The following is a 12,687-nucleotide window of genomic DNA, read 5'->3' as shown; positions in this document are numbered from 1 at the left end:
CCGGGAAAAACAGGGCTGTATAGCGGTCAAAACCAACGGAGAATCAGCATGACGTTACCAAGTGGTCACCCCCGCAGTCGCCTGCTTAAGCGCTTTACGGAGCTGGGTCCCTATATTCGCGAGGGGAAATGTGGCGAAACCCGGTTCTTCTTCGACTGCCTGGCTGCCTGCGTCAATGTCAAACCGGCACCGGAACTGCGTGAGTTCTGGGGCTGGTGGATGGAGCTGGAAGCGCAGGCTGACCACTTTACCTATGTCTACCATATCGGTCTGTTCGATAAAGAGGGCGACTGGTCAGTAGCCACCATCAAGGGCAAAGAGAACACGGCGCGCGTTGAAGAGACGTTACGGAATTTCCATACCCGCCTGAAAGCGATGCTGAAGGAGCAGGAGCTGGATCTAATCCCGGCCAGCGACTTCGATGAGAAACCGGTGAAGCTGAGCGCCTGAGTAGGGTTCAGCGTAAAAAGGGCGAGTTAAAAAACTCGCCCTTTTTTTATGGCTGCTCTGTTGCGCCTGCCCGCAGACAGGCGCCTGAAATCAGAACTGGTAGGTCACACCCATCGCCACCACGTCGTCATTGTTGAGCGACAGCGCGTTGTCATCATCCAGCTGGTTGATTTTGTAATCCACAAAGGCGGACATGTTTTTGTTGAAGTAGTAGGTCGCGCCCACATCGATATATTTCACCAGATCCGCATCGCCGATACCGTTTTCGATATCTTTGCCTTTGGTCTGCACATAACCGATAGAGGGACGCAGACCGAAATCAAACTGATACTGCGCGACCAGCTCGATGTTCTGCGCTTTGTTAGCGGCGCCCGAAACAGCAGCGCCGGTGGTGCGGTTGGTGCCGCTGATTGGCGTCATGTTGCGGGTGTCGGTGTAGATCGCCGCCAGGTAGACGCTGTTGGCATCATACTTCACACCCGCGCCCCAGGAATCCGCACGGTCACCACGGCCATAGGCGCGCGCCTGCTGCTGGGTGGTGCGGTCAGAGGAGGTGATGGCACTCATCAGGCTCACGCCGGAATCGCCCAGCGCATAGCCCAGAGAGGCACCGTAGCCGTCGCCGTTCTGACGGTTGATGTCGGTACGGGAGTTGGCGCTGGAGGCGTCGTTTTTGCCCTGATACTGCAGCGCAAATTTCAGGCCATCGACCAGACCAAAGAAGTTGTTGTTGCGGTAGGTCGCCACGCCGGTCGCGCGCTGGGTCATGAAGTTATCGGAGCGGGCCGTGCCGTCGCCGCCAAACTCCGGGAAGACGTCGGTCCAGGATTCCACGTCATACAGCACACCGTAGTTACGGCCATAATCCACCGAACCATACTGAGAGAATTTCAGGCCGGCAAAACCAAGACGGGTTTTGTTGCCGTTATTCGCATCGCTGCCTTCGGAGTTGTTGAGGTTGTACTGATATTCCCACTGACCATAACCGGTCATCAGGTCGTTAATCTGCGTCTGACCCTTGAAGCCGATACGGGTATAGGACTTGTCCCCGTCTGCGCTGGCATTATCGCTGATGTAATGCTCCGCCTTAACCTTGCCGTATAAGTCCAGCTTGTTGCCGTCTTTGTTATAGATTTCGGCAGCCTGCGCGGCCGAAGCCAGCGTCAGCGTGGAGAGGATCATGGCCAGTGTGCTTTTCTTCATTTGCTATCAATCCCAATGTGAACGCCGTAAAAAAATGAAAGTTTTTGTAAAGCACCGACTTTTTACCCGTCGCTGATGAACTTTTTATGACACTTTTCCTGATTTCTTGTTAATGCCGAACTTTTGGTCTACCGCCTTGTCCGCGTAATTTCGTGCTTTTCCCCCGCTGGCTGTTGGCTTCCGTATCGACTCCTGTTAAAACGTCCTTTCGTAAAAATTTTTCACTACGGCAGGAAATATGAGTGGCAGTCAGACCCTTGTGGTCAAGTTGGGTACCAGCGTTCTTACCGGCGGCTCACGCCGGTTAAATCGGGCGCACATGGTGGAACTGGTCCGTCAGTGTGCGCAGCAGCACGCCGCAGGCCACCGCATTGTGATCGTCACCTCTGGCGCGATGGCCGCCGGACGCGAACATCTGGGCTACCCCGAACTGCCACCCACCATCGCCTCAAAGCAGCTGCTGGCTGCGGTGGGGCAGAGCCGTCTGATTCAGCTGTGGGAACAGCTGTTTTCCATCTACGGTATCCATATTGGTCAGATGCTGCTGACCCGTGCCGACATGGAAGATCGCGAACGCTTCCTGAACGCCCGCGACACGCTGCGTGCGCTGCTGGATAACCACATCGTGCCGGTCATCAATGAGAACGATGCCGTCGCCACGGCCGAGATCAAAGTCGGTGACAACGATAACCTTTCCGCGCTGGCCGCGATGCTGGGCGGAGCCGACAAGCTGCTGCTGCTGACCGATCAGCAGGGGCTGTTTACCGCCGATCCGCGCAATAACCCCGATGCGGAGCTGATCAGCGACGTCCATATCATCGATGATGCGTTGCGCGCCCTGGCGGGTGACAGCGTCTCCGGGCTGGGCACCGGCGGCATGTCCACCAAGCTTCAGGCGGCCGATGTCGCCTGCCGCGCGGGTATCGACGTGATCATCGCCTCCGGCAGCCGCAGCGGCGTGATCGGCGATGTGATCGACGGCAGACCGGTCGGCACGCGCTTTCATGCGCAGCAGTCGCCGCTGGAGAATCGCAAACGCTGGATCTTCGGCGCGCCACCGGCGGGCGAACTCACCGTCGATGACGGGGCTCTGGCGGCGATTATCGAACGCGGCAGCTCGCTGCTGCCCAAAGGCATCCGCGCTATCCAGGGGAACTTCTCGCGCGGTGAGGTGATCCGGATCCGCAGCCTGCAGGGGCGCGATATCGCTCATGGCGTGTCGCGCTACAACAGCGACGCCATGCGGATGATCGCCGGTCACCACAGCCAGCAGATCAGTGAAATCCTGGGATACGAATATGGCCCGGTGGCGGTTCACCGCGACGATATGATCGTCAGTTAAGGAGCGGACAATGCTTGAAGAGATGGGAAAAGCGGCACGCGCCGCAGCTTACACCGTGGCCGATCTGTCGACGGCCGAAAAGAATCAGGTGCTGATGAGCATTGCCGACCGCCTGGAAGCGGAGAGCGCCGATATTCTGGCGGCGAACGCGCTGGATCTGGCCGATGCGCGCCAGAACGGCATGAGTGCCGCGCTGCTGGATCGACTGACGCTCAACCCGCAGCGGCTCAGCAGCATCGCCAGCGATGTCCGTCAGGTCTGCCAGCTGACCGATCCGGTCGGCCAGTTAATGGATGGCGGCCTGCTCGACAGCGGGCTGCGAATTGAGCGCCGCCGTGTGCCGCTGGGCGTGATCGCGGTGATTTACGAGGCGCGTCCCAACGTCACAATTGATGTCGCCAGCCTCTGCCTGAAAACCGGCAACGCCGCCATTCTGCGCGGCGGAAAAGAGACGTGGCGCACCAATGCGGCCACGGTGCGCGTCATCCAGAATGCGCTGCAGCAGCACGGTCTGCCGACGGCCATTATCCAGGCGATTGAAAATCCCGACCGCGAGCTGGTCAGTCAGCTGCTGAAGCTGGATCGCTACGTCGACATGCTGATCCCGCGCGGCGGAGCCGGTCTGCACAAGCTGTGCCGGGAGAATTCGACCATTCCGGTGATCACCGGCGGCATCGGCGTCTGTCACATCTATATCGATGAGACGATGGAGATCGAACCGGCACTCGATCTGATCGTTAACGCCAAGAAACAGCGTCCCAGCGCCTGTAACTCCCTGGAGACGCTGCTGGTGGATCAGGCAATGGCCGGGCGCTTCCTGCCCGCCTTCAGCGCGCGCATGGCGCAGGAAGGGATCGCGCTGCACGCCGACAGCAATGTGCTCGCGCAGCTGCAGCAGGGGCCAGCCACGGTCACCCAGGTGACTCCTGAGCAGTATAACGATGAGTGGCTGTCGCTGGATCTTAACGTCCGGCTGGTGGCGGATATGGATGAGGCGATCGACCATATCCGCACCCACGGCACGCAGCATTCTGATGCCATTCTGACCCGCAGTACCCGCAACGCGGCGCGCTTTGTGCGTCAGGTCGACTCATCGGCGGTCTATGTCAACGCCAGCACCCGCTTTACCGACGGCGGGCAGTTCGGGCTGGGCGCCGAAGTGGCGGTCAGCACACAGAAGCTGCATGCCCGCGGGCCGATGGGGTTAGAGGCGCTGACCACCTATAAATGGATAGCCTGGGGCGACGACACGCTCCGGTCCTGACCACACTAATTTTTAACAAAACGGGAGTCTTTCACAGACTCCCGTTTTTTTTAGCGCATTTTTTCGGGCCAGCGAAAGATAGAGTTTTTTGTGAATCAGATCTCTTTTCGCGCTGGCGTCGTCACCGCTATCCGCTATGCTGGCTGAATTTCACGCAATTTCTTACGGAAGATTCCTGAAAGCTCAGGCGCTATGCGGCCTGAGGCAATATTTTTTGTTCAGCGGCAGGCGGAAGCGGATAATGATATTCAGAAATGCTTGATAAAGCGGTTAGGTAGTCAATGAGCGGTAATATAAAATGAACTGGTAGCAATAATGAAAATAACATCCAGTATCTCTTCTATGGCTGATTATTAACTGATGGTTAAAAAAGAAAGTACAAGACAGGCTTTCACTGCCAGGCTGATAGCGGCCTGTGAGAGTGCCGGCATTGTCGGACATGGACGAAACAAACAGGTTGCCAGGGCCCTGCAGCAGCAAGGCTGTAAGATATCAACGCCAGGAGTGTGGAAGTGGTTTAATGCGCAGTCCGTCCCCGATGGCGGCAATCTGCTGGCGCTCAGCCAGTTGCTGGGCGTCCGGGTGGAGTGGCTGCAGTACGGGATGGATCAGCCCGTGGAACCGGTCACGCTGAATTCGTTCACTGCCCACAAAAGTGTGTATCGCGTCGACAGTCTCGACATCGGGCAGCGCAGCGCGGCAGGCCTGCCTGCGCGCGATGAGTTTGTGGAGACGATTCAGGCCATTGAGTATGGTCTGGATGAGGCGCGCGTGCTGTTTAACGGCCGACCGGCGGAGAACATTCGCCTTATCGCGATCAACAGCGACTCCATGGCGGATACTTTTGCGCCGCGCGATCAGCTGTTTGTGGACATCAGCGTGCGGATGTTTGACGGCGACGGCATCTATATTTTTACGCTCGACGAGCAGCTCTACCTCAAACGTTTACAGCTTCAGCATAAGAAAATTGCCGTAATTTCAGATAATAAACGTTATGAAACCTGGTATCTTAATCATGAGGACGTGACCAGCCTGAAGGTGCTGGCTAAAGTTATCATGAGCCAGGCACGTCACTATCAAATCCTCGGCTAAGCCCGCTTTTGCCGCTTTCCTCAGAAGGGCTGCAAAAAAATAATCGGCTTAAATTCATAAATTTAACCAGCGGTAAATAAAAAATTAACCAACAGTGTTTGATAATGCATAAGAACCTGTTAATAATTTGAACATGGATGAACGAAGCAGTTCTTTCAGGGATGAGCCGCTCTTAAACAATTGAGGCGCTGCACAAGCGCGAATCATACCACCCAAAAGTCAGTGAACTTTGGGATGGGGTGGATGCGCAAAATGCAGCGTCGTCAGATGCCGTTATTTCCCTTCGCTTACTTTCCACCTGGCTGCTTACGCAGCCGGGCGGCAGGCGTGCGATCGCGATAAACGACATTCGGGCCCGTTCGGATCACCGAAAGCTCGCGCCTGCCACCCCATCGCCAAAGACTCATTCACAGGAGGAGTTATGGCGATAATTCACTATGGCAAAAGCGTTTTTGTGGGCAACGCACGTACTCGCCGCCATCGGCGGCGCCAACCTCTCAGCAGCCTGAAACAGAGCATCGACCAGGCGCTGAACTTCCCGACTGAAACACTACCCCTGCGGCGTGCAGAGCAAATCTGCCAGCGTCAGGTCACCCCGCGCGTTGAACGCGCAATCACCGCTCCCCGCATTACCAGCCAGGAAACACCCAGTTTCGACAACTGCTGTCTGCCGCACGTCCATCTCTACGCCGTGGGCTGACAGGCAAAGAAAACGGCGGTTTCCGTTCCGATCAAAGCTCCGTGAACTCCAGCTCCGGCTGGACGCAATCTGCTGAAATACTGTTCAGTTTTGCTGGATGGTCAGCAGGGCATTCTGCTGCGCGGCGCGGGGTAATGATCAGCAGGCGTTATGTATTTCTTTTCACAGGGCTGTATGGAATTCACCCGTTACTGAGGAGTTGTTATGAGCCAGATCATCGCAGTGCTGAATTTTGAAGAGGGGTATGTGGACACGCCTTATCTCGACACGCTGGGTTTTCCCACCGTGGCAGGCGGCATCCGCATCGGGCCAAAAGGCGCGTCGCTGAGTAACTACGCCTTTCGCGTGCCGCGACGGGTCGGTGACGTCTGGAAGCAGTGCATTCTTGAAAACAAAGTTCAGGAGATGCAGGGCAGGGAGCTGCTGCGCAACGCTCTGGCGAAGTGCAACGACGCGCGGACCGACGTCCTGCTCAGCATGGCCTATCAGCTTGGCGTTGAGGGCGTAATGCAGTTCAAAAACATGCTCAGCGCCATCGTTTCAGAGCAGTTCAATGACGCGGCCGACGCGATGATGAACAGCCTATGGGCGCGTCAGACGCCGGGCCGCGCCAGACGTCACGCGGAGATGATGCGCAGCGGAACCTATGCGGTTTACAGGGGGTTGCTATGAGATGGCTCATGTTCCTCGTCGCCGTGCTGACGGCAATCATCATTCTGCTGCTGCTGCAGCGCTTCACCACCCTGCAGTTTGTCTCTCATGCCCGCCTGTTGTTTAAAACCTGGTCTGTCTGGCTGGCGTCGCTCGGCTCCATGCTCAGCGCCTGGGCACAGTCCTTTCCGGCCGCCGCCGTCGATGCCTGGAGCGTTCTGCCAGAGGACGTGAAAGCGATTCTGCCGCACAACTACCTGGGGCTGGTGGGCGCATTCATGGTGGCGATGGGGGTAATTGCCCAGTTTGTCCGGCAGAAGAATCTGCTTAACGCGAAGGATCAACCCGGAGGCGCAAAACCATGACGCTGATTACCTCTCTGCTGGGCGGCGGCTGGCACTGGCTGGCGGCGCTGGCGGCCGTCGTCGCAGCACTGGGCGCGACATATTTCGGCGGCAAAAAAGTCGGAAAAGTGCAGCAAAAAGCCCGATCTGACGTCGATAACGCGCGTCAGGAGGCGTCCCGCATTACGGCGGTGGCACAACAGCAACAACAGCATCGCGAGGAGGCAAACCGTGTGGCGACCGACAATAACAGCCTTGATGACGCTGCTGCTCGCGACAAGCTGCAGCAGTCGAAATTCCACAAACCCTGAGCCGGTGGCGATCACCGACTCTGCCTGTGTGCTTTTTTCCCCTCTTTATACCTACGGCGATGACGCGCAAAAGATGGACATCCGGACGGTGCGCGCCATCAACACCCACAACGACATGTGGGACACCCTTTGCGGCCATCCGGCCGCGACGAAGTAGTGCGCCGATAACCGGCGCAATCTCTCAATGATCCTGAGGAGGATTCTATGATCGAAGTTAACTCTTTTGCTGAACTGCGTACCACGGTCCCGCCAAAATCAGGTGAAGTCGCGAGCCTGAAACGCTACTACGACAAAGACTCCAGCTTCCGCGGTGGCGCTGACTTTGTCGGGTTCCTCAGCACCACCCAGCTGAAAGATGATGGCGGCACGGTGGCGGTGGGTAACGGTTTCTACTGGAAGCGCACCATCAACGATCCTGCCGAAGTGAATATCCTGCACTTTGGTGCGAAAGGGGATGGCGTTACCGATGATACCGATGCCTTCAAGCGGATGCTGACCTGGACCCAGAGCTACAACACCTACGCCAAAGCGATACCGGTGCGTTTTCCGGGCGGTCGTTTCCTGATCTCACCGATCGACCTCACCGACACAGAGCTGCCGTTTTTTGGTCTGATCGGGGATGACATTGAACAGGGATCGTCACCGCGTACCACCATCGTTTCCGATAAGAGCGACAAGCCGGTGTTTAAGGTAATGGCGCGTAAAATCGCCATTAAAGGTATCGCCTGGCATGGCCAGGCCAGTGCCGATATCGCCCTGAAATCCACCGTGAGTCCTGAGCAGTGCAGCAACAAACAGCCGTTCTTTGAAAACACGATTACCGGCGGCCAGATCGTCAGCCTCTTCTGCTTTAAAGCGCAGAGTACCGGCGGTACGGTTTTTAAGCTGCAGGATACGCTCGACAGTAAGTTCGATCAGATCTACACCTCCAGCACCTTTTCCCGGGTGTTCGATGTGGGCTGGTCAAACGCACCGAAGGGCAACTGGGATCACTCAACGGCTATCGAGTTGTGTAATGCCAATTTCCAGTCGGGCTACGGCGATGCCACGCTCTATATGCCGCGTGTGACCCAGGGGATCATGCGCAACGTCTGGATCGAGCATACGGCGAACCCGGGCGATCTGTCGGACGGCGGCTGGACCATCGATACGCTCAACATTGAGGATTGCGTGACACCGCTCAATCTCAACAATGCCCGCGTAGTGATGCGTCATATCAACCTGCAGGCCGGCGCGAAAATCACCAATGACGTGGCCGGTAACAAATGGTTATCCACCTTTGAGTATGGCTATCGTCGGGATGAGAACTACGGCAGCTTCCTGACCGGTTCGCTGCGCGCTGGCTATTACAGCGGCTACAAGGTGGTGAACAACACCGATACGGACAACTGGTATCGACTGGGACAGCTCTATTTCCCTGCGCCTAACCAGCAGTGGGTGATGGAGCTGATCGGGAAAGCGGATGCCACCACGCCGTCAGGAACCGCCGGTTCGCCGGTCAATGTGCCCGGCACCGGTAAGACCCTGATCAACCTGCAGCGACTGGAGACGGTCTGGGCCGATGCTTACCACATGGGACAGCCTTCCGTGCTGGATATCCGTTACGGTCGGGTCGGCACCACCTATGCCGTTGTGTGGGTCAAGCTGAAAGCCAACAGCGGTGAAACCATGTTCAACCTGAAAACCACCGGTCCGACGCGCTTCGATACCGGTTCCTGCTCGCTGTTCCAGGCGGATATGTCGGTGGTAACGGACATCACCAAACTCAGTAACCTGAAACCCGCGGCACGCTTCGGCATGCATAACGGGCTGGCAGGCGTCGGGGCGAATGAAAAAGGGGTTGTCACGCTGGCCACCGCAGCGGGTACACCGACCAATAAGACCGCGCCGACCGGTTTTGTGCTGATCAATATCAACGGCGTTGACCGCAAGGTCCCTTACTACGATTGATGACCGGCATGTTTTGGGCGAGGCTCTGGCCTCGCCCTTTTTTTGATCTGACGGACTGCTATTGTTAATTCTGACAGGTGATGAAAAAGCCGGTATTGTCCTGCGCCAGGCAGCTGATCCGGCGTGATAAATAAGGAAGATGTCATGAAAAAGAGCTTAATGGCGGCCGCACTGGCGATGGTGCCGATGTTCGTAAGCGCGGCAACGCCACCTTATCTGTTTGATTTTATCCAGAACCGACAGACAGGCCAGGCGTATCAGCGGCTGATCGCCGGGCACAACTTTCCTGCCTGGGTGAAGCAGGGCGGCACCAGTACACCGGCTGAAACCCTGACGCTGAAGGGCGTGACCTGGCAGGTGCTCTCCGGCTGTAAGCCGCACAACTGTCCGGCGCAGTCTATCGCCATCCTTTATTCGCCGGAAAAAGGGGAGATCCACGGCCTCTACTCCGACTACGATCAGACGCGCGATCGCCAGACGCTCACCTGGCTTAATCTCGATCCTCTGGACGATGCCGGGCTGCGAAATGTCCTGTTCAGGGCGCTGAATGGCGGGGCCGCTGAGTAACTGTTTTGCCTGCGGAGCCGCGCAGGACAAGGGGTCTGCGACAGACGCCGGGCCGGCGCGTCTTTCGGGCCGGGCGATTTGCGTTTAATTTCAAATGCAGGTTGCGTCCCCGGGAGAAGTGTGGCTTAATGAATCGTCGGTTTGATTAACAGACACTATCAAAGCTAAGTAACCAAAGCAGTTCTCATCTCTAAGTTTGTCGCGAGACATCCCTTCTTTTTGAGTCTTCTCTTACGTTCTGATTAAACTCTGTTCTCAGGCCATTACGCCGGAAGGCTCGATAATTAAGGATTTAAGCATGTCTAACAAAATTCGCGGTACCGTTAAATGGTTTAACGCAGAGAAAGGCTTCGGTTTCATCTCTCCTCAGGACGGCAGCAAAGATGTATTCGTACACTTCTCTGCAATCCAGGGCACCGATTTCCGTTCATTAGACGAAGGTCAGCAAGTTGAATTCACAGTAGAAAATGGCGCCAAAGGCCCAGCTGCTGCGAACGTTGTTGGTCTCTAAGGACTGAAAATTACTTTTAAGTGTCCTCACTGTAATGGCTCACAGTTTCGTACATCACATTTTGATGTAACAAGAGCCAATCCGCATGGAGCGAAATGCATTTTCTGCAAATCTGTTGTTGTTCAGGTGAACGCAACAAGGATTGCAACTCAGAGCGCGCTTCGTGCTCTCTGATAAAGGCTTGTGAGCTTTATAGCGTTGTTGCATTTACAGTAATAAAAGGCTGCCTCGGGCAGCCTTTTTTGTTTCTGCTGTTTCCATGCTCAAACCTCTAATCTCAAACCCTCAAACCCTCAAACCTCAAACCTCAAACCTCAAACCTCAAACCTCAAACCTCAAACCTCAACCCCTCAAACGCCGGACCTTATCCTGCTGGCTGCCTGCACTTTCACCGCGAAGCGGCCCGTCCACGGTCACCTGCTCAGGTGCTGCGCAGCGTCGCACAGCAACGGGCCTGCCGCAGCAGGCCGTTGTGAGATTAAGGCTGCACGGGTTGCAGCGAGAGCTTGCCGGTATTGAACACGCTCATGGCCTGCGCCATCCGCTCCGCCTGATCCTGCAGCGCCTGCGAGGCTGCGGAGGCTTCCTGTACCAGCGCGGCGTTCTGCTGCGTCACCGCTTCCATCTGCGTAATCGCCTGATTGATTTCATTGATGCCGCTGCTCTGCTCGCTGCTGGCAATGGTGATTTCGCTCATGATGTTCGCCACGCTCTGCACGCTGTTTACCACGTCACCGATGGTTGAGCCTGCATGGGTCACCAGTTTGCTGCCTTCATCGACTTTAGCGACAGAATCCTCAATCAGCACCTTGATCTCTTTCGCCGCAGAGGCCGAGCGCTGCGCCAGATTACGCACCTCACTGGCCACCACCGCAAAACCACGACCCTGTTCGCCCGCGCGCGCCGCTTCGACTGCCGCGTTCAGAGAGAGAATGTTTGTCTGGAACGCGATGGAGTCGATCACGCTGATGATATCCACAATTTTCCGTGAGGAGAGGGCGATCGCTTCCATTTTCTCGATCACCTGCTCCATCACGACGCCGCCTTCACGCGCCACGGTCGAGGTCGTTGAGACCAGCTGGTTGGCTTCACGGGCGTTGTCGGCGTTGTGTTTCACGGTGGAGGTCATCTGCTCCATCGCTGACGCGGTCTCTTCCAGCGAACTGGCCTGCTGTTCGGTGCGGGTCGAGAGATCGAGGTTACCGCTGGAGATCTGATTGGAAGCGACGGCGATCGTATCGGAACCGGTGCGCACTTCGGTCACAATCGACAGCAGATTGTCGTTCATCCGCTGCAGCGCCTGCATCAGCACGCCGGTTTCATCGCGCGAGGTGGCCTTGATCTGTGAGCTCAGGTCGCCTGCGGCAACGCGCTCCGCGACGTCAACGGCTGCCACCAGCGGACGGACAATCGAGCGGGTCAGCAGATAGCCGAGCAGGATAGAGGCCAGAATCGCCAGGCCGGAGAAGAGCAGCGTAATAAAGATGGCAGACTGACCATTTTCCACAATGCCCTGACCTTCACTGCGCAGCTGCGAATCCTGAGAGTTAGCAAAATTCACCGCATCCTGCAGAAACTTATTCTGGGTGGCGGTCATGGATTTCAGCACATAGACGCTGGCTGCATCGAAATCTCCCGACTTCACCAGCGCGATCAGCTCCGCTTTGACTTTCTCAAAGGCCAGCGACGACGCCAGCAGGTTGGCGATCTTTTTCTTGCCGATCGGCGTGACCTGAATGTCTTCGATCTTTTTCATGGCCATATTGGTTCGCTGGGTGGCTTCATCCAGCTGACCATAACGCTTCACGTTCATTTCCGGTCGTGTGGTATCGATCACCATGCCGCGCAGGTATTTGATCTGATCGTTGACGCCATCGCGCACATCAAATGCCAGTCGTACTTTTACATAACGATCGTCAACGATCGAGGCGATCGCCGTATTAATGTTGTTAATCCTGGTAATGGATGTCACGCCAATCACTATCAGTAACGTCACAATAATACCGAAGGCTGCTGCGAGCCGCATGCCTACCTTCATATTCTTGATACTGAACATGTTCTCTTCCCCGCTTTATTATTAATCAATTTGTTAGCACCAATCAGAACTCATGCTGTTGTGCGCAGTGCCTTGTTGATGTCTGTGGTCACCGCCGCAGGCAAAAAGGTGATCTCGCGCATACAGTTATCGGAGCACGGAGTTGTACCTTTAATAATTTTTAAGTAATCACGGTGCGTAAATAAATTGCTGATAAGAAGTATCAGAGAGGGTTAACAGACACTCTAAAGGCAAATCAGCAGGGTA

15 protein-coding genes are annotated in these 12,687 nt (G+C 56.1%); 13 read left to right on the top strand and 2 right to left on the bottom strand.

Annotated features, from left to right (window positions below; translation table 11 throughout):
- Positions 1 to 48: 48 nt before the first annotated feature.
- Positions 49 to 450, top strand: a complete 402-nt coding sequence (gene crl, locus J1C59_RS14650; protein ID WP_111142234.1) for a sigma factor-binding protein Crl — start codon at positions 49 to 51, stop codon at positions 448 to 450.
- A 90-nt stretch (positions 451 to 540) separates the two neighbouring features.
- Here the strand turns inward: crl and ompC are convergent, their stop codons facing one another.
- A complete protein-coding gene (gene ompC, locus J1C59_RS14645) occupies positions 541 to 1,653 on the bottom strand; it encodes a porin OmpC (RefSeq protein ID WP_128086042.1) in 1,113 nt (370 codons plus the stop codon).
- Between the two features lie 238 nt (positions 1,654 to 1,891).
- Here ompC and proB point away from each other — a divergent pair, with 238 nt between their 5' ends.
- The 12 genes from proB (at position 1,892) to ymcF (ending at position 10,559) form a co-directional block, all read left to right on the top strand.
- Entirely contained in the window at positions 1,892 to 2,995 is a 1,104-nt protein-coding gene (proB, locus tag J1C59_RS14640) for a glutamate 5-kinase (protein WP_140917113.1), read from the top strand.
- 10 nt (positions 2,996 to 3,005) lie between these two features.
- Positions 3,006 to 4,259, top strand: a complete 1,254-nt coding sequence (proA, locus tag J1C59_RS14635; RefSeq protein ID WP_128086254.1) for a glutamate-5-semialdehyde dehydrogenase — start codon at positions 3,006 to 3,008, stop codon at positions 4,257 to 4,259.
- A gap of 360 nt (positions 4,260 to 4,619) precedes the next feature.
- Positions 4,620 to 5,351, top strand: coding sequence for a S24 family peptidase (locus tag J1C59_RS14630; RefSeq protein ID WP_128086255.1), 732 nt, complete (start codon positions 4,620 to 4,622; stop codon positions 5,349 to 5,351).
- A gap of 421 nt (positions 5,352 to 5,772) precedes the next feature.
- Complete coding sequence (locus tag J1C59_RS14625) at positions 5,773 to 6,051, top strand: transcriptional antitermination N peptide (RefSeq protein WP_111141857.1); 279 nt, start codon at positions 5,773 to 5,775, stop codon at positions 6,049 to 6,051.
- Positions 6,052 to 6,255: 204 nt separating this feature from the next.
- Positions 6,256 to 6,723 (top strand): glycoside hydrolase family protein, encoded by a 468-nt coding sequence (locus J1C59_RS14620; RefSeq protein WP_128086256.1) that lies wholly within the window; start codon positions 6,256 to 6,258, stop codon positions 6,721 to 6,723.
- Complete coding sequence (locus tag J1C59_RS14615) at positions 6,720 to 7,067, top strand: DUF7940 domain-containing protein (protein ID WP_128086257.1); 348 nt, start codon at positions 6,720 to 6,722, stop codon at positions 7,065 to 7,067. Before J1C59_RS14620 ends, J1C59_RS14615 begins: the two co-directional genes overlap by 4 nt.
- On the top strand, positions 7,064 to 7,357 hold the full coding sequence (locus tag J1C59_RS14610) for a hypothetical protein (protein WP_128086258.1): 294 nt from the start codon (positions 7,064 to 7,066) through the stop codon (positions 7,355 to 7,357). Before J1C59_RS14615 ends, J1C59_RS14610 begins: the two co-directional genes overlap by 4 nt.
- A gap of 4 nt (positions 7,358 to 7,361) precedes the next feature.
- Complete coding sequence (locus tag J1C59_RS14605) at positions 7,362 to 7,514, top strand: hypothetical protein (protein WP_158086885.1); 153 nt, start codon at positions 7,362 to 7,364, stop codon at positions 7,512 to 7,514.
- Between the two features lie 47 nt (positions 7,515 to 7,561).
- Positions 7,562 to 9,307, top strand: coding sequence for a glycosyl hydrolase family 28-related protein (locus J1C59_RS14600; protein WP_128086259.1), 1,746 nt, complete (start codon positions 7,562 to 7,564; stop codon positions 9,305 to 9,307).
- 144 nt (positions 9,308 to 9,451) lie between these two features.
- Positions 9,452 to 9,874 carry an Ivy family c-type lysozyme inhibitor gene (locus tag J1C59_RS14595; protein ID WP_128086260.1) on the top strand — a complete coding sequence of 141 codons (423 nt, stop codon included), beginning with the start codon at positions 9,452 to 9,454 and terminating at the stop codon, positions 9,872 to 9,874.
- Positions 9,875 to 10,172: 298 nt separating this feature from the next.
- A complete protein-coding gene (cspE, locus tag J1C59_RS14590) occupies positions 10,173 to 10,385 on the top strand; it encodes a transcription antiterminator/RNA stability regulator CspE (RefSeq protein ID WP_009091867.1) in 213 nt (70 codons plus the stop codon).
- Positions 10,386 to 10,388: 3 nt separating this feature from the next.
- Positions 10,389 to 10,559, top strand: coding sequence for a cold shock small protein YmcF (gene ymcF, locus J1C59_RS14585; RefSeq protein ID WP_128086266.1), 171 nt, complete (start codon positions 10,389 to 10,391; stop codon positions 10,557 to 10,559).
- Positions 10,560 to 10,863: 304 nt separating this feature from the next.
- Here ymcF and J1C59_RS14580 read toward each other — a convergent pair whose 3' ends face one another.
- Positions 10,864 to 12,441, bottom strand: a complete 1,578-nt coding sequence (locus J1C59_RS14580; protein WP_128086261.1) for a methyl-accepting chemotaxis protein — start codon at positions 12,439 to 12,441, stop codon at positions 10,864 to 10,866.
- Positions 12,442 to 12,687 lie beyond the last annotated feature (246 nt).

This window comes from Pantoea deleyi (assembly GCF_022647325.1).
GTDB lineage: Bacteria > Pseudomonadota > Gammaproteobacteria > Enterobacterales > Enterobacteriaceae > Pantoea > Pantoea deleyi.
Note: the sequence above shows the minus strand (reverse complement) of the source record. Positions and strands in the feature narration are given on the sequence as shown.

Bases quoted from the DNA above. Each gene is read 5' to 3' on its own strand.
- crl (WP_111142234.1), top strand. From the start codon at position 49: ATGACGTTACCAAGTGGTCACCCCCGCAGTCGCCTGCTTAAGCGCTTT.
- ompC (WP_128086042.1), bottom strand. From the start codon at position 1,653: ATGAAGAAAAGCACACTGGCCATGATCCTCTCCACGCTGACGCTGGCT.
- proB (WP_140917113.1), top strand. From the start codon at position 1,892: ATGAGTGGCAGTCAGACCCTTGTGGTCAAGTTGGGTACCAGCGTTCTT.
- proA (WP_128086254.1), top strand. From the start codon at position 3,006: ATGCTTGAAGAGATGGGAAAAGCGGCACGCGCCGCAGCTTACACCGTG.
- J1C59_RS14630 (WP_128086255.1), top strand. From the start codon at position 4,620: ATGGTTAAAAAAGAAAGTACAAGACAGGCTTTCACTGCCAGGCTGATA.
- J1C59_RS14625 (WP_111141857.1), top strand. From the start codon at position 5,773: ATGGCGATAATTCACTATGGCAAAAGCGTTTTTGTGGGCAACGCACGT.
- J1C59_RS14620 (WP_128086256.1), top strand. From the start codon at position 6,256: ATGAGCCAGATCATCGCAGTGCTGAATTTTGAAGAGGGGTATGTGGAC.
- J1C59_RS14615 (WP_128086257.1), top strand. From the start codon at position 6,720: ATGAGATGGCTCATGTTCCTCGTCGCCGTGCTGACGGCAATCATCATT.
- J1C59_RS14610 (WP_128086258.1), top strand. From the start codon at position 7,064: ATGACGCTGATTACCTCTCTGCTGGGCGGCGGCTGGCACTGGCTGGCG.
- J1C59_RS14600 (WP_128086259.1), top strand. From the start codon at position 7,562: ATGATCGAAGTTAACTCTTTTGCTGAACTGCGTACCACGGTCCCGCCA.
- J1C59_RS14595 (WP_128086260.1), top strand. From the start codon at position 9,452: ATGAAAAAGAGCTTAATGGCGGCCGCACTGGCGATGGTGCCGATGTTC.
- cspE (WP_009091867.1), top strand. From the start codon at position 10,173: ATGTCTAACAAAATTCGCGGTACCGTTAAATGGTTTAACGCAGAGAAA.
- J1C59_RS14580 (WP_128086261.1), bottom strand. From the start codon at position 12,441: ATGTTCAGTATCAAGAATATGAAGGTAGGCATGCGGCTCGCAGCAGCC.